The following is a 19,256-nucleotide window of genomic DNA, read 5'->3' as shown; positions in this document are numbered from 1 at the left end:
ACAGACGACGGCCAAGCCGACGGAAGGATCGAGATGAGTCAGGCGGAGAACGCGCAGAGCGTGGAGACGCGCGGCGACGAGCGGGTGGACCTGCTCCGCGCCGACACCAACCACGACGGGCGGACCGACGTGTGGGTGGTGGACACCGACGGCGACGGGAAGGCCGACGTGTTCCAGTTCGACACGGACGGTGACGGCAAGGTGGACATCACCATGGTCGACATCGACGAGGACGGGACGCCGGACGAGGTGGTCGACGGCGACGGCGGTCTCCCGCCGGAGCAGCACTCCCCGACCGTCCAGGCCTGAGCCGAAAGGAAGGGCACCGTGTTGACGCCTGGCGATTGCAGGGTGCCCTTCCTGACCCTCCGAGCCCGCGCTCAGGCCAGTTGGAGGGTGGCCAGGTAGTAGGGGTGGTCGCGGTCGTCCACGTCGACCAGTCGCCACGGCGAGCCGTGGACCAGCCCGGCCAGTTCGTCGGCCGAGCAGACCAGGTAGTCGAACCATTCGGTGCCGAGCAGCCGGTAGCGCAGCCGAAGCCGGAGCTGGCCGCCGAGCCGGCCCCGCCGCCGGTTGCGCTCGTGGTAGCTGACCTGCACCGGGTCCGTGGTGCCGTACGGGTCGGTGCCCTGGGCGATCACCTGCGCGCCGGGACGGGCCAGCGCGGCGAGGGCGGCCAGGAACCCGGCCGCCCGCTCCCGCCCCTCGATCAGCCCGAGGTTGTTGCCCAGCAGCAGGAAGGTGTCGTACCGCCGGCCGTCGGCGACGTGCTGGTCGACGGTGCGGTGCACGAGGTCGCGTACGCCCCGGTGCCGGCAGACCCGCAGCGCGCCGGCCGAGGTGTCCAGGCCGGTGACCGGCACCTCGCGCTGCTGGAGGTGCAGCGCGATCCGGCCGGCGCCGACGCCGACGTCCAGCGCGTGCCCGCGTACCCGCTCCACGGCCCGGTGGTCGTACGGCTGCCATGCCTCCGGCGGGTCCAGATAGTGGCCGGCGGGAGCGCCGTTGACCAGGCCGTCGTCCCGCTCGATGATCTCGATGACCGGCCGGGGCAGCCGTCCGCCGGCCAGCGGCCGGGGGCCGACGCCGGTGGCGACGGCGTACGCGTCACGGATCATCTCGCCGAACACGTCGCCGATCGTGGGTTCCCCGGTCACAGCGATCACGCTAACCGGGCTCGGCTGGCCTGTCGCGGCCTTATCCTGGGCGGCGTGACCGACCTGGACCGCCTCGCGGCGGAGAAGTATGTGCTGCTCACGACGTTCCGCAGGGACGGGCGGGCGGTGCCGACGCCGGTCTGGGCGGTGCGCGACGGGGATGCGCTGGCGGTGTGGACCGCGTCGGACACCGGCAAGGTCAAGCGGATCCGGCGGAACGGCCGGGTGACGGTGGCCCCGTGCGACGTGCGCGGACGGCCGCGCGGGGCGGCGGTGCCGGGACGCGCGGCGGTCAGCGACCTGGTCGGCACGCGGCGGATCCGGGGGCTGCTGAAGCAGAAGTACCGGCTGATCGGCCGGCTGGGCCTGCTGGGCAGCCGGCTGCGCCGGGGGGAGTGTGGCACGGTGGGGCTGCGGATCGTGCTGGAGGATCGGGCGGCGACGGCGAGCCCCGGAGACGGGTGAGGAGCGCCGGAGACGACTAAGGGCGGCGGATCGTCGCTGTCGCGTACGTCCGGCCGCCCCTGATCGGAACGCCTGAGTATTCGTCCGGGTCGTCAGTCCCCTTGACGCTGCTGGGGGATCTGCCCCTGCAGCAGGGCCCGAACCTCCGACTCGCGGTAACGGCGGTGTCCGCCCAGGGTCCGGATCGCGCTAAGCTTGCCGGCCTTGGCCCACCGGGTCACCGTCTTCGGGTCGACACGGAACATCGACGCCACCTCGGCCGGTGTGAGTAGCGGCTCTGGTTCATGCGTTCGCGATGCCATCGGGGTCTCTCCTCCACATGTATAGACATCGGCCGGGGTCCCGCCGGCCGACGCGTCTCCCATGGTCCGGCTAGTCCCCGATGTCCGACATGGGCCGAACGGCTGAAGGTCCCTAGACGGACGGATGAACCATGCCCGATTTTTACTACTTTTATGCGGCAGAAAGTACCTTATTCGGACTCATGATCACGGGTCGTGATGCATCAACTACGAGACACTCTCGCCTCGAAAGGGCCTCGGCCGGATAATTCCGGCTAATTGCAGCGCTCCAGCAACTGCACCGCCCGCCACCGCGCGACCAGCTTGTCGTACGCCTCCGAAGCCTCCTCGGCCTCGCCGCGGGAGAGCCCGGCCAGCCCGGTCGCGACCAGCTCGGGCGAGTCGTCGGCCAGCAGGGTCTCGTCCGGCAGCAGTTGGACCAGGCCGCCGTAGTCCAGCTCGACGACCGAGCGCGGGTGGAACTCCTCCAGCCAGCGGGCGGCCTCCTCGACCGCCTCGGTGATCGGGGCCTCCCCGACCGACTTGCGCAACACGGACAGCGCCCGGGACGACCGTCGGCGCGCCTTCGAGATCTCGGTCCGGTAGCGCAGCGCCCGCCGGTCCGGCGCCGTCACCAGGTGCCGCTCCTGCGCGTCGAAGAGCACGAACCAGCGCAGCGGCACCCCCCAGGTGGCGATCTGTTCGTGCACCCGCGGCACCCCGTGCTCCAGCACCCGCGCCCCACTGCGCCAGTCCTCCACCACCGCCTTGGCCTGGCCGGCGAGGACCGGCGGGACGAACGCGTCGGCCAGCACCGTCGGCACCCCGTCCCGGGCGCTCAGCGCCGCCTCGGCCACCCGGATCCGCAGGTTCCACGGGCAGATCAGCAGCGAGTCGTCGGACTCCAGCACGTACGCCTCGTCCGGCAGGTCCGGCAGCCGGGTCCAGCCCGCGCCGAGCGCCTCGATCACCGCGGTCCGCTGCCGGACCGGCCCCTCCAACGGCGCGACGGCCCGGCCGTCGTCGACGTAACGGCGCCAGAACGACTGCCGGTCCCGGTCGAAGGCGGTCAGCGGCTCGTACACGCGCAGGTAAGAAGCGAAAAGCGACGGCACGGCGCGATCCTCCCACGAGTCGAGACCCGTACGTTGCCGGCGTGACATGGGGACCTGCCGTGCGCGACAGTACGGCTTCGGCCGATATTAGGCTCAGCAGCACCGGCAGCATCCCGCCGGCGCGTCACCAGGTCCGCGCCTCACAAGGGCGCACACCGTCACAGGAGTCAGCCATGGGCGTATTCGCCACCACCGAGGACCCGGGGTCCACCGGTCACGAACAGGTCGTGTTCTGCCAGGACAAGCAGTCCGGTCTCAAGGCGATCATCGGGATCTACTCCACGGCGCTGGGCCCCGCGCTCGGCGGCACCCGGTTCTACCCGTACGCGAGCGAGGAGGCGGCTCTCGCCGACGTGCTCGATCTGTCCCGCGGCATGGCGTACAAGAACGCCTTGGCCGGTCTCGACCTCGGCGGCGGCAAGGCCGTCATCTGGGGTGACCCGGAGCAGATCAAGAGCGAGCCGCTGCTGCGTGCGTACGGCCGTTTCGTGGAGTCGCTGGCCGGGCGCTACTACACCGCCTGCGACGTCGGCACCTACGTGGCCGACATGGACGTGATCGCCCGTGAGACGCGGTACGTCACCGGCCGCAGCCTGGAGCACGGCGGCGCTGGCGACTCCTCGATCCTGACCGCCTGGGGCGTCTTCCAGGGCATGCGGGCCGCCGCCGAGCACGCCTGGGGCAGCCCGACGCTCGCCGGCCGGCGGGTCGGCGTGGCCGGCCTGGGCAAGGTCGGCAAGTACCTGACCGGGCACCTGCTGGAGGACGGGGCCGAGGTCGTGGCGACCGACGTCAACCCGCAGGCCCTGGAGTGGGTGCGCGCCACCCACCCGCAGGTCGAGCTGGTCGACGACACCGCCGCCCTGATCGCCGCCGACATCGACGTGTACGCCCCGTGCGCGCTGGGCGGCGCCCTGAACGACGACACCGTGCCGGTGCTGCGGGCCAAGGTGGTCACCGGGGCGGCGAACAACCAGCTCGCCCACCCGGGCATCGAGAAGGTCCTCGCCGACCGGGGCATCCTCTACACCCCCGACTACGTCGTGAACGCCGGCGGCGTGATCCAGGTCGCCGACGAGATCGAGGGCTTCAACTTCGAGCGGGCCAAGCTGCGCGCCACCCGGATCTTCGACACCACCCGGGAGATCCTGCGGCTCGCCGACGACGAGGGCGTGCCGCCCGCGGTGGCCGCGGACCGGCTCGCCGAGCGACGGATGGCCGAGGTCGGCCGGCTCCGCACCATCCGCGTGCGGTGAACATCACGCCGGGGGCGGGGCACCGGCTCCGCCCCCGGCGCGATACGACCGTCCGGCTGGCGTTAAGCTGGAAATTGGGGCGTTTAAGGTCGATTTGACCGCTGTCACGGCCGCTCACGGCACCCACCCCTTACCGGGTACACTTTGTGACGGCCGGATCACTGCGACGCGCAGGGCCGGCTGACGGTAACCCGAGGTGCCGAACGGTGGCATCCCCATGTACCGTAAGAGCCACGAGAGATGCCTGACGTCATCGGGGCCCGCCTTCGGGCTGCCCCGCATTCTGTGCGAGGGGGTCGAGCCATGGGGCGCGGCCGTGCTAAGGCCAAGCAGACAAAGGTGGCCCGGGAGTTGAAGTACCACTCCCCGAACACCGACCTCGCCGCCTTGCAGCGAGAACTCGGCGGCAGCGGCAAGTCGGACCACGAATTCGACGACGACTACAAAGAGTATGTCGACGACGATGACGAGGACCACGCGGACGAGGACCCGGGCACCTGGGCCCGTCCGGCCCGCTGACCTCCGGTCACATCTGAGCACGCGGTAAGCCCCGCGTGCTCAAGCATGTGCTCTGCGGAAGCCGGCGTACGACCGACGATCAAGGACCTGCCGCACCGAGGGACATCCCTACACGCCCGGCAGGTCCTTGATCGCGGACTCGCGCCCTCAGCGGGGGCGGTTGTTCCAGTTGTAGAACGTCGGGATGTTCTCGAAATGGTTCCACGCGCACACCGCGCTGGCCCCGTCGCCGCCCGACACCTCCGCCCGCAGCAGCCGCGCGGCCTCGGCCTCGTGGAGCAGTGCGGTCAACCCCACGGCGGCCTCCCGTACCCGTTCGACGACAGGGTCCGGGCCGACTCCCCCGACCCGCTCAGACTGCCGGTGACTGGTGGTCTCGGGCATGCTCCAACACTCCCTCCAGTAGACGGATCTTGCTGTTGCGGCAGTGCTCGGTTTCCGTACCGTCGAAGCGCCCCTGCTCGAAGTACCGGTTGGCGGCGTGGCCACCACCACAGAAGCCGAAGTAGGGGCAGGACGACCGGCACGCCTCCACACCGACCAGGAACTCCGCCACCCAGGGAGTCCGCCCCGACCCGGCCAGGATCTCGGCCAGCGGGGTCGCCAGCACGTTGCCGCTGCCGAAGTCGCCGTAGCGGGGATCGGTGAAGCCGGCCAGCTCCGGGGAGAGCACGACCACCGAGCCGTCGTGGGCGACGGTGGGGATCGGGTCGAGCTGGCGGGGCAGCAGCTCGTCCGCCGTGCCGGCCAGCACGGCACCGGCGTAGCGCAGCGACCACTCCACCTCGCGCAGGTGAATGCGGGGATCCCGGCGCCACGCGCCGACCAGCTCCGCCCAGAACCCGGTCACCGCGGCCGCGTCCCGGGCGTTGCTCCTGGTGTTGACCCCCTCGGTCTCCTCGATGTTGACGCCGAGCACGTCGCAGCCGAGGTCGAGGAAGTAGTCGTACAACTCGGTGGCGAGGCCGGGACCGGGCCGGGACACCACGGCGAGGGCCGAGAAGGGCAGCCCGTGCCGGCGCAGCACGGCCACCCCGGCCATGATCCGGTCGTACGCGGCCCGACCGCCCCGGGTGACCCGCTCCGCGTTGCGCTCGCGCGGCCCGTCCACGCTCACGCTCACCCGTACGCCGTGCTCGGCGAAGAACTCGCACCAGGCGTCGTCGATCAGCGTCGCGTTGGTCTGGACGTGGTGCTCCACCTCCGGCCCGAACGGGGCGAGCAGGGCCGCCAGATGCTCCCTGCCGGCCGTCAGGGGCTCCCCGCCGTGCCAGACGACGGAGAAGCGCCCCGCCGCCGCCCACGGGTTCACCGAGGCCGCCACCGCCTCGGCGACCTCGACCGGCATCCGCCGGTCCGCCGCCCGCATCGGCAGGTAGCAGTAGGCGCAGTCGAGGTTACAGAGCGTCGTGGGCTGCATCACCACGTACGAGGGGACGGCGGCGATACCCCGCATCCCCGTGTGCACACCTGCGGCCATCAACCCTCCCCCGTCAGCCGAAGCGCCCTTCAGGCTAGGCGGCGGTGGCCACTCGGGTGAACCCCCGATCAGGTGGCCGGATGATCAACAGAACGTGATCATCCGCGGGTGTGGTGGCCGATCATCTGCACGTTGCCGGTGCCCTCGATGATCTCGCCAGCCTGCCAGGCGTCCACGCCACGCCCGGTCAGGGTGGCCAGCGCCCGGTCCGCGTCCTCGGCGGACACGATGGCGAACATGCCGACGCCCATGTTGAACGTCGCCTCCATCTCCGGGTCCTCGATCCGGCCCTTGGACTGGATCAGGTCGAAGATCGGCTGCGGCCTCCAGGTGGAACGGTTCACCACCGCGTCGACGTGCTCGGGCAGAATCCGAACCAGGTTGCCCGGGATGCCACCGCCGGTGACGTGGGCCAGCGCCCGCACCTCGGCCTCGGCAATCAGCTTGAGGCAGTCCTGCGCGTAGATCTTGGTCGGGGTGAGCAGCTCCTCGCCGAGGGTCCGCTGCCGGCCGAAGTCGTCGATCACCACGTCCAGCCGCATCCGGCCGGCGCCCAGCAGCACGTGCCGGACCAGAGAGTAGCCGTTGGAGTGCAGGCCGGAGGAGCGCATCGCGATCACGACGTCGCCCACCTCGACCCGCTCAGAGGTGAGGATCTCGCTCTCCTCCACCACACCGACGCCGGTGGCGGAGATGTCGTACTCGTCGGGGCGCAGCACCCCCGGGTGCTCCGCGGTCTCGCCGCCGAGCAGCGCGCAGCCCGCGTAGCGGCAGCCGTCGGCGATGCCGGCGCCGATCTCGGCGACCTTGTCCGGCACGACCTCGCCGGTGGCGATGTAGTCGAGCAGGAACAGCGGCTCGGCGCCGCAGGCGACCAGGTCGTCCACCACCATCGCGACCAGGTCGATGCCGACCGTGTCGTGGATGTCGAGCTGCTGGGCGATCACCAGCTTGGTGCCGACGCCGTCGGTGGAGGAGGCGAGGATCGGGTTCTTGTACTTCTGCGTGTCCAGCCGGAACAGGCCGGCGAAACCGCCCAGGTCACCCATCACCTCCGGGCGCCGGGTCTGCTTGACCTTGGACTTCAGCAGCTCGACCGCACGGTCGCCCGCCTCGATCGACACCCCCGCGTCGGCGTAGGAGACCGCGCGTTTACGCGCCGTACGGCTGGTGCCGGCCGACCAGGGCTGGCGGTCGCCGCCGGCGCCCGTCGGGCTGGTTCCTGCGCCGCTGCGCTCGGACACGTGCGTCACGGTTCTCCCCTTTGTGTTTCTCGCGGGGCCGTCCCGGTGGGGTCGGACCCGCGTCGGTGGTGCTACCGGCGTTGGGTGGCGGCCGACGGCGTCAGATCGGCCGCCATTCGGCCCGGAATGCCGCCCAGCGGCGCGGAGGCCGAATTGTGGCCGCCAGCCGAGCGGACGTTGTCGTTGGCTGCGGCGGTGGGATCAGCGGTGGGGTCGGACGCCTCGGCGGCGACCCGGCGGCCCACCCCTTCGAGCACGTGCTTACCGATCAGATGCCCGGCCGGCAGCTCGATCGGGTACTCCCCATCGAAGCACGCCCGGCAGAGCCGGCTCTTCGGCTGCTCGGTCGCGGCGATGAGACCGGGCAGCGAGACGTAACCCAGCGTGTCAGCACCGATCGACCGCCGGATGCCGTCGTTGTCCAGCCCGTTGGCCAGCAGCTCCGCCCGGGTGGCGAAGTCGATCCCGTAGAAGCAGGGCCAGCTGACCGGCGGGGAGGAGATCCGGACGTGGACCTCCAGCGCGCCCGCCTCGCGCAGCATCCGCACGATGGCCCGCTGGGTGTTGCCGCGGACGATCGAGTCGTCCACCACGACCAGGCGCTTGCCCCGGACGTTCTCCCGCAGCGGGTTCAGCTTGAGCCGGATGCCGAGCTGGCGCAGCGTCTGGGACGGCTGGATGAAGGTGCGCCCGACGTACGGGTTCTTCATCAGCCCCTGGCCGTAGGTGATGCCGGACTCCTCGGCGTACCCGATCGCGGCGGGGGTGCCGGACTCCGGCACCGGAATCACCAGATCGGCCTCGACCGGGTGCTCCCGGGCGAGTTGGCGGCCGATCTGCACCCGGGCGGAGTGCACGTTACGACCGGCGATCGTGGCGTCCGGGCGGGCGATGTACACGTATTCGAAGAGGCAGCCCTTCGGCTCGGGCGCGGCGAACCGGCTGGAGCGCAGCCCGTCCTCGTCGATGGCGATCAGCTCGCCCGGCTCGACCTCGCGGACCACGCTCGCGCCGACGATGTCCAGCGCGGCGGTCTCGCTGGCCACCACCCAGCCGCGCTCCAGCCGGCCGAGCACCAGCGGGCGTACGCCGTGCGGGTCGCGGGCCGCGTAGAGGGTCGACTCGTCCATGAAGACGAAGCTGAACGCGCCGCGCAGCCGGGGCAGCACCTCCAGGGCGGCCGCCTCGACGGAGAGGTCGGGCCGGCTGGCCAGGAGCATGGTGACCAGCGAGGTGTCGTTGGTCGCGCCGTCGGAGTCGAGCCGCCGCTCGGCCGCCTCGCGCTGCAGCTCGGCGGTGTTGACAAGGTTGCCGTTGTGGGCCAGCGCGATCGTGGTTCCGGCGCTGGTGGCCCGGATGGTCGGCTGGGCGTTCTCCCAGGTCGAGCCGCCCGTGGTGGAGTAGCGCGCGTGGCCGATCGCGACGTGCCCGCGCAGGCTGGCCAGGGTCGGCTCGTCGAAGACCTGGGCGACCAGGCCGAGATCCTTGAAGACCACCACGCCCGAGCCGTCACTCACCGCGATGCCGGCCGCTTCCTGGCCCCGGTGCTGGAGGGCGTAGAGCCCGAAGTAGGTGAGGTTGGCGACTTCCTCGCCCGGCGCCCAGACGCCGAAGACGCCACACGCGTCCTGCGGGCCGGGCCGCTGGGGGTCAAGGTCGTGGCTCAGCCGGCCATCGCCTCGGGGCACCTGCCGCTCCCTTGCTGGTCTGGACCGGCCCGGCGGAGTCGGGGGGCAGCTCCGCACGTACGGCCGGGACCTCGTCGCCTGACAGTGTACGCGAATCGACTCGACACCGACAGTCACGGTGTGCCTGCCCAGAGTGACACACTCTCCGGCGTACGCCCAGCTAGAGCGGGAGGTACGCGGAGAGGTCGGCGCGGCTCCCACTCACCCGTACGCGACCCTCGGTGACCGCGTCTGCCCAGGTCAGGCGCCCGACGGCCAGCGCCAACCAGGTAACCGGGTCCGTTTCCACCACATTCGGGGGCGTTCCTCGGGTGTGTCGCGGCCCGGCCACGCACTGCACGGCACCATAGGGTGGAACCCGCACCTCCACCGATCGGCCGGGGGCACGCTCCGCGAGGACGGCCAAGAGCGTACGGACCGCTTCCCGGAACACCGTCCGGTCGGGCGTACGCCCCTCGTCCAGCGCTGCCAGCGCCGCCGCCACCGAGGCGGACTTAGTGTACGGAGAGGACACGAAGGGACGATACGATCCGACGGCATTTCGGTCGATGCCGGCCCTGGGTAGAGATGTGCCGGCCAGACAAGGCATAGTTGCCGACGGCGTATTCGTACCGTGAGTGATCATTCCCCGGCCCGGCACCCGGCCGGCGGGGAGGTCGGACCCGGAAGGCGGTGGACGTGTCAACACACCGACGTGCCTGGAAGCAGCGGGCGGGTGTGGTCGTAGCGCTGGTCATCGGCGCGCTGCTCACCGTCCCCGCCACACCCGCACTGGCCGTGGATGCCTCGGTCAGCCCTGGCTCGATCACGATCAGCGCCGGCAGCGACGCCACAGTGCGTGTCAACATCAGGCCCGACCTGAGTGACAAGAGCGGGGAGATCAGCCTCACCGGCCTGCCGTCGGGGATCAGCTGCTCCAGTGGTTGCGGCAGCTTCCAGTTCAACGGGCCGCCCGGTTCGTCGAAGACGGTCCTGCTGACCATCAAGGCGAACGACAACGCACAGGACGCCAACACCAACGTGACCGTCCGGGTGGTCCCGGACAGCTCCGATCCCGCCACGCCGTCGTTCCAGCTGACGGTGAAGGGCAAGGCGGCTCCGCCGACCCAGGAGCAGGCGCAGACGGTCAAGTCGATCTCCGGCAAGGTCGTCGTCGCGGCGAACGGCGACCCGATCTCGGGCGCCCTCGTCATGCTGCGGGACGCCAACGGCAAGCAGCGCTCGGCCACCAGTGACGGCAGCGGGAACTTCCGCTTCACCGGCTCGATGTCGGACCCGATCGCACCCGGTCGAATCGACCTCGGCGCCAGCAAGGGCGACGCCCAACCCGGCACCAAGTCGATCAACGCAAAAGCCGGTGAGGCCGTGACCGGCCTGCGGATCAGCGTGCCGGTGAAGGTCGAGGTCACCCCGAGCGCCACGCCGTCGGAGAGCGCGGAGGCCATTCCGTCCGAGGAGGCCACCGAGGAGGACACCACCACCGAGGAGGCCGCCGCCAGCGATGGGGCCGCCGCCCCGGCGAACACCGCTCAGGAGGACTCGGGCTCCGGCAACTGGCTGCTGATCCTGGTCGGCGGTCTCTTCGTCGCCGTGGGCGTGGGCACCATCGTGCTGCTCTACCTGCGGCGCAAGAACGAGGGCGACGACGGGGACGACCCGGCCGGTCCGGGTGGCCCGGGTGGCGGCCCCGTGCCGGCCTCCCGGGGTGCCTACCGGGGCGCGGACGAGCAGACCCGGGTGGTCAACGGCATGGGTGCCGGGGCCGCGCCGACGATGGTCGGTGGGACCGCGCTCAGCGAGGCGCCGACCATGATGCACCGCCCGGTCGTGGACGACGTCCCGCCGGACCCGTACGGCGCGCCCCCCGGCCCCGGGTACGGCAGCGGCGCCCAGGGCGGCTACGGATACGGCGACGACGCGGCCGGCCAGGGCGGCTACGGCAACAACAGCTACGGCAACGCCCCCTCCTCGGGCGGTGGCTACGGCAACGCCCCGTCCTCCGGTGGCGGCTACGGCAACGCTCCCGCCTCCGGTGGTGGCTACGGCGGCGCCTCCTACGGAGAGGGCGGCTACGGCGCTGGCGCCGGCGCCGGCGGCTACCCGCCGGCCCAGGGCGGCGGCTACGGCAACGACCGCTACGACGAGCCGACCGGCCGGTACACCGGTGACAGCACCCAGTACGCGCCGCCGGCCGACCCGTACCCGACCAGCACCTATCAGCCGGACGAGGGCCGGGGCTACGACCAGCCGGGCCAGGACCAGTACGGGCGCGGCGCGGACCAGGGCAACAGCTACGGCTCGGGTGGCGGCTACGGTGCCGGTGCCGGTGCCGGTGCCGGTGCCGGCGGCTACGACAACGGGCCGTCCGGCGGCTACGACGGTGGCCAGCAGCAGGGCTACAACGGTTACGAGCAGGGTGGCGGCTACGGCGGTGGCGACGGCTACGGCCAGCCGCAGCAGGGTGGTTACGGCCAGCAGGGCGGCTACGGCCAGGAGCAGCAGCCGCCGCAGCAACGCAGCGGCAGCTACGACAACCAGGGCTACGACCAGGGCGGCGGCTACTACAACGATCCGGCCCAGGCCGGTCGGGGCCGCCAGGACGGCTCGCAGGACCGCGGTCGCCGCCTCGACTGGCTGGACGACTGATCGCCTGAGCGCCTCGCCAACATCGACAGTGGCCGCCCGGTTCCGCCGGGCGGCCACTTCGTCTGTTTGGCGGGAGGGTGGTGCTCAAGATGCGGCATGTTGCGGTCTCCCGGCAGTCGGAGACCACCACATGCCGCACATGGAGTGGATCAAGGGCGTGGGGCGGGCGGGGTGACGACCGGGTGGCGAGTGCGGCGCGGCGCGCGAATCAGCCGGCGACGAAGTAGCCCTGGCGGAGCACCGGCACCACGTCGGAGACGCCCACCTGGACGGCGACCTCCACGTCTCCGGCGAAACCGCTCTCGGCGAGTTCCTTGCCGGAGACGCATCCCCGGACCGCCGCCGGCACATCGGGGGTACTGGCCAGCGCGGCCAGTGCCATCGCCGCCTCCACCGAGAGCCCGCCCGGTACGCCGGACAGGGAGTCCAGCACGCTGGCCGCCCCGAGTTGGTCTTCCACGCAGGGGCGCAGTGAGCCGTCCGGCCAGCGTTCCCCGGCGGCCACCACCCCGACCGGGGCGTGGGTCGAGCCGTACCCCTCGGCGCGCAGCCATCGCCCGACGGCGCGTGCGTTACGCAGGCACGCCGCGACCACCGGCAGCCCGGTGGCGCTCGCGGCGGCGCTGATCGCCGAGCCGTTAGGGGACGGCAGGACCAGGTCGGCGACGACCGGCGCGGTCCGCAACGCAGCCGGCGAGAGCGACCACGGGTGTTCCGGGGTCACCTGCCGGCGGCCGACCGCGGCAACGGCACCCACCCGGCGGGCGTAGTCGGCCGCCTGCTCCCCCCAGGGAAACGGGTGCACCCGCATGCCCCGCCCGACCGCCACCTCGACGGCGGTGGTGAACGAGAGCACGTCCACCACCACCAGGGCGGCACAGACCCGGCCGAGTTCCGCCGCCCCGGTCAGCCCCCAGTCGAACCGGGCGCCGGCGCCGGGTTGGGCGAAAACGGCCAAGGCCAGGGCCTCAGCGCTGGTCCGGCGCCGGGTCCGGGTCACCGGGAGTCGCCGCGGAGTCCGCCGGCCCGGCTTCGGCCGGAGCGGAGGTCGCCTCGGAGGCCGCCTCGACGGGGTTGGCGGGGATGTCGCCGGCCGCCTCCGCCGGGGCGTCCGCGCCCTGCGTCGACGGCTCCATCGGACCGGCCTGCGTCGAGCTGGTCCGCAGCGGACCAGCCTGCGTCGAGTCGGCCTGCGTCGGGCCAGCCTCGGCCTCTGCCGGCGCCTGCACGACCGCCGCCGAGCTGTCCGCGCTCGCCGCCGGAGCGTCCGGGGCCTCGGCCGGATCGGTCTGGGCCACTGCCGGCTCGGTCACCGCCTGCGTCGGCTCGGTCACCGCCTGCGTCGGCTCGGTCACCGCCTGCGTCGGCTGGTCATCCGCCGCTACGTCCACCGGCTGCTCGACGGTGGCCGGGCCGCCGACCGGGGCCGCCTCCGAACCGCCGAAGAGGCGCGGCAGGGTCTCGCTGTGCGCGGCGCGCAGCTCGTCCAGGCCGATCCGGAACTGGTCGTGCACCTCCAGGCCCCCGCCGGTCGGGTCGGTGACCCCGATGAACTCCCACGGCACCCCGTGCTCGACGCAGAGGGCGGTGAACGCCTTCTCCTGCCCGCGGGGCACCGAGACCAGCACGCGGCCGGCGGACTCGCTGAACAGGAAGACGAACGGCATCGACCCGCTGGCAAAGTGCTCCGGCACCACCACCCGGGCGCCGACGCCACGCCGCAGGCAGGACTCGACCAGGCTCTGGGCGAGACCACCATCGGAGAGGTCGTGCGCGGAGCTGAGGTGCCCCACCCGGGCCGCGGCGGCCAACAGCTCGGCGAGCTGCCGTTCGCGGGCCAGGTCGACCCGCGGCGGGATGCCGCCCAGGTGTTCGTGAGTCACCCAGGCCCACTCCGAGCCGGAGAGCTCGACGTTGGTCTCGCCGAGCAGGAACAGCTGGTCGTGGTTGCCACCCGGACGCGGCACGAAGCCCATCGGCACACGCTCGGCGACGTTGTCCAGCACGCCCAGCACGCCGACCACCGGAGTCGGGTGGATGGCCGCCGCGTTGGTCTGGTTGTAGAAGCTGACATTGCCGCCGGTCACCGGGATGCCCAGCTCCAGGCAACCGTCCGCCAGGCCGCGGACGGCCTCGGCGAACTGCCACATCACGCCCGGGTCCTCCGGGGAGCCGAAGTTGAGGCAGTTGGTCACCGCGATCGGCTTCGCGCCGGTCACCGCCACATTCCGGTACGCCTCGGCCAGCGCGAGCTTCGTCCCGTGGTACGGGTCGAGGCGCGCGTACCGGCCGTTGCCGTCGACGGAGAGGGCGACGCCGAGGCCGGTCCGCTCGTCGATCCGGATCACGCCGGAGTCCTCCGGCTGGGCGAGCACGGTGTTGCCCAGCACGTACCGGTCGTACTGCTCGGTGACCCAGGTCTTGTCGGCCAGATTCGGCGACGCGATCATGCGCAGCACGGTCTCCCGGAGCGCCTCCGGGTTGTTCGGCCGGGGCAGCGTCTCCGCCCGGTCGGCCTGGAGCAGGATCAGGTCGGCCGGCTCACGCATCGGGCGGGCGTAGACCGGACCGTCGTCGACCAGCGAACCCGGCGGCACATCCACCACGAGCTGATCGCGCCAGGTGATGACCAGCCGGCCCGGCTGCCCGTCGGCGGCCGGCGGGGTCACCTCGCCGATGGCGGTGGCCCAGACGCCCCACTTCTCGGCGGTCTTGAGCACCGCCTCGAGCTTGTCCGGGGCGACGACCAGCAGCATCCGCTCCTGCGACTCGCTGGCCAGAATCTCGTGCGGCTCCATCGAGGGCTCGCGCAGCGGCACCCGCTCCAGCCACACCCGCATGCCGGTGCCGGCCGCCGCGGCGGTCTCGGTGAGCGCGCAGGTCAGGCCGGCACCGCCGAGGTCCTGGATACCGACGACCAGCTCGGCGTCGTACAGCTCCAGGCACGCCTCGATCAGCAGCTTCTCCATGAACGGATCGCCGACCTGCACGGAGGGACGGCGCTGCTGGCTCTCGTCGTCGAAGGTGGCGCTGGCCAGCACCGACACGCCGCCGATGCCGTCCCGGCCGGTCTTGGCGCCCATCAGCACCACGACGTTGCCGGGGCCGGCGGCCTCCTTCTTCTGCAGCCGGTCGACCGGCAGCACGCCGAGGCAGAGCGCGTTGACCAGCGGGTTGCCCTGGTAGCAGGGGTCGAAGACCACCTCGCCGCCGATGTTCGGCAGGCCGAGGCAGTTGCCGTACCCGCCGACGCCGGCGACCACGCCGGGCAGCACCCGGGCGGTGTCCGGGTGGTCGGCCGCGCCGAAACGCAGCGGATCCATCACCGCGACCGGACGCGCGCCCATCGCGAGGATGTCGCGGACGATGCCGCCGACGCCGGTCGCCGCGCCCTGGTACGGCTCGACGAAGCTCGGGTGGTTGTGCGACTCGACCTTGAAGGTCACCGCCAGCTCGTCGGAGACCTTGACCACACCGGCGTTCTCGCCGATGCCGGCCAGCAGCCGATCGCTCGGCGGGGCCTTCTCGCCGAACTGACGCAGGTGCACCTTGCTCGACTTGTAGGAGCAGTGCTCGCTCCACATGATCGAGTACATGGCCAGCTCGGCCTGGGTGGGCCGGCGGCCGAGGATGTGCCGGATCCGGTCGTACTCGTCGTCGCGGAGGCCCAGCTCCGCGTACGGCTGGAGTTCGTCCGGCGTGCCGGTGGCCCGGGGCACGGTGTCCACGCCCGGGGCCCAGTCGTCGGCCGGGCCGGCCTGCGGCAGCACGGCGGCCGTACGCGGCTCCGCCGGGTCGGCCGGGAAGGCGCCCGGCGTCTCCCGCAGGGCCGGGTCCGGATGAGTGGTCATGACCTCTCCTCGCTGCGCTCGCCGCCGCACGGGCGGGGGAGCCGACCGATGATTCCGCCGCGAACGGTCACGCGGGGGCCCCCACCAGGTGCTTGAGCACCGAGGTGAAGAAGCCGAGACCGTCCAGGGAGGGGCCGGTGAGCGCCTCCACCGCGTGCTCGGGATGCGGCATGATGCCGACCACGTTGCCGGCCTCGTTGGTGATCGCGGCGATGTCGCGCTGCGAACCGTTGGGGTTGCCGCCCAGGTAGCGGGCGACGACCCGACCCTCGGCCTCCAGCCGGTCCAGCGTCGCCGGGTCGGCGACGTAGCAGCCCTCGCCGTTCTTGACCGGGATCAGCACCTCCTGGCCCGGCTGGAACGCGTTGGTCCAGGCGGTGCCGACGGCCTCGATGCGGAGGAACTGGTCCCGATTACGGAAGTGCAGGTGCTGGTTGCGGGTGAGCGCCCCGGGCAACAGGTGGGCCTCGCAGAGGATCTGGAAGCCGTTGCAGATGCCGAGCACCGGGAGGCCGCCCCGGGCGGCGTCCACGATCGTCTCCATGACCGGGGCGAACCGGGCGATGGCTCCGCAGCGCAGGTAGTCACCGTAGGAGAAGCCGCCGGGCAGGACCACGGCGTCCACCCCGTAGAGCCCCGGATCCCCGTGCCAGAGCCGGACCGGCTCGGCGCCGGCGACCCGGACTGCCCGGGCCGCGTCCCCGTCGTCGAGCGAGCCGGGGAAGGTCACCACACCGACCCGGGCGGTCACCGGCCCGCGTCCACGGTCTCGTCGGCCTCGACAAGTCGGATGGTGTAGTCCTCGATGACCGGGTTGGCGAGCAGCTGGTCGGCGATCTCCCGGGCCCGGTCCAGGTCCGGCTCACCGGTTAACTCGATCTCGATCCGCCTGCCGATCCGGACCGAGGCGACGTCGCTGACGCCGAGCCGGGGCAGCGCGTTTGCGACGGCCTGGCCCTGAGGATCGAGGATCTCGGGCTTGAGCATGACGTCGACGACGACGCGAGGCACTGGGCACTCCTGACTGTGTACGCAGTTGGGTGCCGGCCCAACAACGGGCGAGCCCAGCCAGCCTACCTGGCAGATTCCGCCTCGACCGCACCGGCCGGGGACAGTTCAGGCAGTGATCGACATTACCGGCGGGGTGCGGGAATGCGGGATGTCCGCGCTTTGCCGGAACGTCCCCCGAGCAGGGGCTTCGCCGCGCCGGAGGACGCCAAATCGTTACATCCACCAATCCCGATCAATCCCTTGCAATGGCAACGGACGATCCCCATTCCGCATCGGCGGAGCTCGATACTATTCGACCCAGAACGTCCAGAAGTCGGATCCAACCGGGTCCGGATAACCTCCGTGGCCCGAGTCTGACCGTCCGGCCCTCCGGCGGTCCGTCTGCGAGGTGACGGCCGGTTGACGCCGCGCGCCACGCAGATGGTCGGCAGCGCGCCGACCGTCCGCGCCGACCCCTTTTGCAGCATCCGATCACGTGGCCACGGCAGACGATCGGGTCACCGCCCGACTGACAGCATCGGAACCGTGCTGGTCGTGACGACGGATCAACTACCCGGCTACGAGATCCGCCAGATCCTCGGCGAAGTGGTCTCCTCGCTGGCGAGGACACGCAACCCCTACCGCGAGGGGGTCAAGAACCTCCGCGGCGGCGCGTACGACCCGATGGCACCGGACAACCTCACCCGCTGGCGTACGGACTCCGTGGCGCGGCTGGGCGAGGAGGCCCAGCGGCTCGGCGCGAACGCGGTGATCGGCATGCGCTTCGACAGCCGGGACTGCGGCGAGATGTGGATGGAGATCTGCGCGTACGGCACGGCGGTGGTCGTCGTACCCAAGATGCCCGAGGTCATGCCCCCCGACCAGCCCATCGTCGCGGCCGACACCGCGCACGAACCGGAAATCGCGACCGCTCCCGGCGGCGTCGCCGAGCCGCCGAGCGCCCCCAACCTCAGCTCCGCCGCCGAAACCCCCACCCGCAACTCCTGACCGGCCGCCAGCGGCGTCGATCATGAGGTTGGCGGCGGAATCAGAGATCCACCTCACCGCCAACCTCATGATCAATCAGGTTCGGGCCGGGGGGTGGGCGGTTAGAGGATGGGGGGTGGGGTGTAGGCGGCGGCCTGGGGGTGGGACTGGACGATTTTGGCGATGCGGGCGGTTACCCGGTCGACCTGGGTGGCGGCGGCGCCGACGAAGGCGTTGCGGTCGGCGACCAGGGTGTCGATGTCGGCGCGGGTCAGGCCGAGGCGGGCGTCCGCGGCGAGGCGGTCGAAGAGGTCGTTCCCGGCCGCGCCCTGCTCCCGCATGGCCAGCGCCACGGCGACCGCGTGCTCCTTGATCGCCTCGTGCGCGACCTCCCGGCCGACGCCGCGCCGGACCGCCGCCACCAGGATCTTGGTGGTGGCCAGGAACGGCAGGAAGCGCTCCAGTTCCCGGTTGATCACCGCCGGGTACGGCCCGAACTCGTCCAGCACGGTGAGGAAGGTCTGGAACAGCCCGTCGGCGGCGAAGAACGCGTCCGGCAGCGCCACCCGGCGGACCACCGAGCAGGAGACGTCCCCCTCGTTCCACTGGTCGCCGGCCAGCTCGCCGACCATCGACAGGTAGCCCCGGATGATCACGGCGAAGCCGTTCACCCGCTCCGATGAGCGGGTGTTCATCTTGTGCGGCATCGCGCTGGAGCCCACCTGGCCGGGCTTGAAGCCCTCGGTGACCAGTTCCTGGCCCACCATCAGCCGGATCGTGGTGGCCAGCGACGACGGCGCCGCGGCCACCTGGGCCAGCGCGGCGATGACCGCCATGTCGATCGAGCGCGGATAGACCTGCCCGACGCTGTCCAGCACCCGGCTGAACCCGAGGTGCTCGGCGACCCGGCGCTCCAGCTCGGCCACCTTGTCGGCGTCACCGTCGAAGAGGTCGAGCTGGTCGGCGGCGGTGCCCACCGGACCCTTGATGCCGCGCAGCGGGAACCAGTCGATCAGATCTTCCAGCCGCTCGTACGCGATCAGCAGCTCCTCGGCGGCGGAGGCGAAGCGCTTGCCCAGCGTGGTGGCCTGCGCGGCGACGTTGTGCGACCGGCCGGTCATCACCAGGCCGGAATACTCGTGGGCGTGCCAGGCAAGCCGGACCAGGGTGGCGACCACCCGGTCCCGGATCAGCTCCAGTGAGGCACGGATCTGGAGCTGCTCGACGTTCTCGGTGAGGTCCCGCGAGGTCATCCCCTTGTGCACGTGCTCGTGCCCGGCGAGCGCGCTGAACTCCTCGATCCGCGCCTTCACATCGTGCCGGGTGACCCGCTCGCGCGCCGCGATCGAGGCCAGGTCGACCTCGTCGACCACCCGCTCGTACGCCTCGACCACCCCGTCCGGCACCGGCACGCCGAGGTCCCGCTGGGCCCGGAGTACGGCGAGCCAGAGCCGCCGCTCCATCCGTACCTTCTCCTCGGGCGACCAGAGGGCGACCAGCTCGGGCGAGGCGTACCGGTGGGCGAGCACGTTCGGGATCGTCGTCACGGCCCTCATTCTCCCGCACCGACCAGGGCG

General features: G+C 71.8%; 18 protein-coding genes and 1 pseudogene. 6 read left to right on the top strand and 13 right to left on the bottom strand.

Going from position 1 to position 19,256, the window contains the following annotated elements; all coding sequences use genetic code 11:
- Positions 1–33: 33 nt before the first annotated feature.
- Complete coding sequence (locus tag ACIRG9_RS10875) at positions 34–309, top strand: hypothetical protein (protein ID WP_402853420.1); 276 nt, start codon at positions 34–36, stop codon at positions 307–309.
- A 71-nt stretch (positions 310–380) separates the two neighbouring features.
- On the opposite strand, the gene ACIRG9_RS10870 is transcribed toward ACIRG9_RS10875, so the two are convergent.
- Positions 381–1,157 carry a class I SAM-dependent methyltransferase gene (locus ACIRG9_RS10870; RefSeq protein ID WP_402853417.1) on the bottom strand — a complete coding sequence of 259 codons (777 nt, stop codon included), beginning with the start codon at positions 1,155–1,157 and terminating at the stop codon, positions 381–383.
- 54 nt (positions 1,158–1,211) lie between these two features.
- Between ACIRG9_RS10870 and ACIRG9_RS10865 the strand changes: the two genes are divergently transcribed.
- Positions 1,212–1,622, top strand: a complete 411-nt coding sequence (locus tag ACIRG9_RS10865) for a PPOX class F420-dependent oxidoreductase (RefSeq protein ID WP_402853414.1) — start codon at positions 1,212–1,214, stop codon at positions 1,620–1,622.
- A gap of 92 nt (positions 1,623–1,714) precedes the next feature.
- On the opposite strand, the gene ACIRG9_RS10860 is transcribed toward ACIRG9_RS10865, so the two are convergent.
- Together ACIRG9_RS10860 and ACIRG9_RS10855 are read right to left on the bottom strand one after the other, a co-directional pair.
- Complete coding sequence (locus tag ACIRG9_RS10860) at positions 1,715–1,924, bottom strand: BldC family transcriptional regulator (RefSeq protein ID WP_007073996.1); 210 nt, start codon at positions 1,922–1,924, stop codon at positions 1,715–1,717.
- A gap of 254 nt (positions 1,925–2,178) precedes the next feature.
- On the bottom strand, positions 2,179–3,018 hold the full coding sequence (locus ACIRG9_RS10855; protein WP_402853411.1) for a hypothetical protein: 840 nt from the start codon (positions 3,016–3,018) through the stop codon (positions 2,179–2,181).
- Positions 3,019–3,191: 173 nt separating this feature from the next.
- On the opposite strand from ACIRG9_RS10855, the gene ACIRG9_RS10850 reads away from it, so the two are divergent.
- Both ACIRG9_RS10850 and ACIRG9_RS10845 read left to right on the top strand, forming a co-directional pair.
- Positions 3,192–4,274, top strand: a complete 1,083-nt coding sequence (locus ACIRG9_RS10850) for a Glu/Leu/Phe/Val dehydrogenase (protein WP_402853409.1) — start codon at positions 3,192–3,194, stop codon at positions 4,272–4,274.
- 303 nt (positions 4,275–4,577) lie between these two features.
- Positions 4,578–4,793 carry a DUF3073 domain-containing protein gene (locus tag ACIRG9_RS10845; protein ID WP_402853406.1) on the top strand — a complete coding sequence of 72 codons (216 nt, stop codon included), beginning with the start codon at positions 4,578–4,580 and terminating at the stop codon, positions 4,791–4,793.
- Positions 4,794–4,940: 147 nt separating this feature from the next.
- Here ACIRG9_RS10845 and amcA read toward each other — a convergent pair whose 3' ends face one another.
- The 5 genes from amcA to ACIRG9_RS10820 all read right to left on the bottom strand — a co-directional run bounded on the left by amcA (position 4,941) and on the right by ACIRG9_RS10820 (position 9,689).
- Positions 4,941–5,177, bottom strand: coding sequence for a multiple cyclophane-containing RiPP AmcA (amcA, locus tag ACIRG9_RS10840; protein WP_402853403.1), 237 nt, complete (start codon positions 5,175–5,177; stop codon positions 4,941–4,943).
- Positions 5,146–6,249 carry a cyclophane-forming radical SAM peptide maturase AmcB gene (amcB, locus tag ACIRG9_RS10835; RefSeq protein WP_402854244.1) on the bottom strand — a complete coding sequence of 368 codons (1,104 nt, stop codon included), beginning with the start codon at positions 6,247–6,249 and terminating at the stop codon, positions 5,146–5,148. The genes amcA and amcB overlap by 32 nt, the downstream gene beginning before the upstream one ends.
- A gap of 122 nt (positions 6,250–6,371) precedes the next feature.
- A complete protein-coding gene (purM, locus tag ACIRG9_RS10830) occupies positions 6,372–7,526 on the bottom strand; it encodes a phosphoribosylformylglycinamidine cyclo-ligase (RefSeq protein WP_402853400.1) in 1,155 nt (384 codons plus the stop codon).
- 62 nt (positions 7,527–7,588) lie between these two features.
- Complete coding sequence (purF, locus tag ACIRG9_RS10825) at positions 7,589–9,205, bottom strand: amidophosphoribosyltransferase (RefSeq protein ID WP_402853398.1); 1,617 nt, start codon at positions 9,203–9,205, stop codon at positions 7,589–7,591.
- Positions 9,206–9,365: 160 nt separating this feature from the next.
- Complete coding sequence (locus tag ACIRG9_RS10820) at positions 9,366–9,689, bottom strand: sterol carrier family protein (RefSeq protein WP_402854242.1); 324 nt, start codon at positions 9,687–9,689, stop codon at positions 9,366–9,368.
- A 194-nt stretch (positions 9,690–9,883) separates the two neighbouring features.
- Here ACIRG9_RS10820 and ACIRG9_RS10815 point away from each other — a divergent pair, with 194 nt between their 5' ends.
- Positions 9,884–11,851 carry a carboxypeptidase regulatory-like domain-containing protein gene (locus tag ACIRG9_RS10815; RefSeq protein ID WP_402853395.1) on the top strand — a complete coding sequence of 656 codons (1,968 nt, stop codon included), beginning with the start codon at positions 9,884–9,886 and terminating at the stop codon, positions 11,849–11,851.
- 208 nt (positions 11,852–12,059) lie between these two features.
- Here the strand turns inward: ACIRG9_RS10815 and ACIRG9_RS10810 are convergent, their stop codons facing one another.
- The 4 genes and pseudogenes from ACIRG9_RS10810 to purS all read right to left on the bottom strand — a co-directional run bounded on the left by ACIRG9_RS10810 (position 12,060) and on the right by purS (position 16,713).
- Positions 12,060–12,809, bottom strand: coding sequence for a 2-phosphosulfolactate phosphatase (locus ACIRG9_RS10810; RefSeq protein ID WP_402853392.1), 750 nt, complete (start codon positions 12,807–12,809; stop codon positions 12,060–12,062).
- A gap of 471 nt (positions 12,810–13,280) precedes the next feature.
- Positions 13,281–15,702: pseudogene (gene purL / locus ACIRG9_RS10805) on the bottom strand (phosphoribosylformylglycinamidine synthase subunit PurL); the annotation flags it as partial.
- A 67-nt stretch (positions 15,703–15,769) separates the two neighbouring features.
- A complete protein-coding gene (purQ, locus tag ACIRG9_RS10800; protein WP_402853389.1) occupies positions 15,770–16,453 on the bottom strand; it encodes a phosphoribosylformylglycinamidine synthase subunit PurQ in 684 nt (227 codons plus the stop codon).
- The gene (purS, locus tag ACIRG9_RS10795) at positions 16,450–16,713 is read right to left on the bottom strand and encodes a phosphoribosylformylglycinamidine synthase subunit PurS (RefSeq protein ID WP_402853386.1); all 264 of its coding nucleotides are present in this window, start codon (positions 16,711–16,713) and stop codon (positions 16,450–16,452) included. Before purS ends, purQ begins: the two co-directional genes overlap by 4 nt.
- Positions 16,714–17,133: 420 nt before the next feature.
- Between purS and ACIRG9_RS10790 the strand changes: the two genes are divergently transcribed.
- A complete protein-coding gene (locus tag ACIRG9_RS10790) occupies positions 17,134–17,700 on the top strand; it encodes a YbjQ family protein (RefSeq protein ID WP_402854239.1) in 567 nt (188 codons plus the stop codon).
- A gap of 101 nt (positions 17,701–17,801) precedes the next feature.
- Here ACIRG9_RS10790 and purB read toward each other — a convergent pair whose 3' ends face one another.
- Positions 17,802–19,235 carry an adenylosuccinate lyase gene (gene purB, locus ACIRG9_RS10785; protein ID WP_402853383.1) on the bottom strand — a complete coding sequence of 478 codons (1,434 nt, stop codon included), beginning with the start codon at positions 19,233–19,235 and terminating at the stop codon, positions 17,802–17,804.
- Positions 19,236–19,256: the final 21 nt, after the last annotated feature.

This window comes from Micromonospora sp. NPDC093277 (genome assembly GCF_044765245.1).
Classification (GTDB): domain Bacteria; phylum Actinomycetota; class Actinomycetes; order Mycobacteriales; family Micromonosporaceae; genus Micromonospora.
The sequence above is the reverse complement of the archived record's forward strand: the minus strand, read 5'-3'. Positions and strand labels throughout refer to the sequence as shown.

Coding starts and splice junctions, on each gene's coding strand:
- ACIRG9_RS10845 (WP_402853406.1), top strand. CDS start 4,578: ATGGGGCGCGGCCGTGCTAAGGCCAAGCAGACAAAGGTGGCCCGGGAG.
- purB (WP_402853383.1), bottom strand. CDS start 19,235: ATGAGGGCCGTGACGACGATCCCGAACGTGCTCGCCCACCGGTACGCC.
- ACIRG9_RS10875 (WP_402853420.1), top strand. CDS start 34: ATGAGTCAGGCGGAGAACGCGCAGAGCGTGGAGACGCGCGGCGACGAG.
- ACIRG9_RS10850 (WP_402853409.1), top strand. CDS start 3,192: ATGGGCGTATTCGCCACCACCGAGGACCCGGGGTCCACCGGTCACGAA.
- amcB (WP_402854244.1), bottom strand. CDS start 6,249: ATGCGGGGTATCGCCGCCGTCCCCTCGTACGTGGTGATGCAGCCCACG.
- ACIRG9_RS10860 (WP_007073996.1), bottom strand. CDS start 1,924: ATGGCATCGCGAACGCATGAACCAGAGCCGCTACTCACACCGGCCGAG.
- ACIRG9_RS10790 (WP_402854239.1), top strand. CDS start 17,134: ATGGTCGGCAGCGCGCCGACCGTCCGCGCCGACCCCTTTTGCAGCATC.
- amcA (WP_402853403.1), bottom strand. CDS start 5,177: ATGCCCGAGACCACCAGTCACCGGCAGTCTGAGCGGGTCGGGGGAGTC.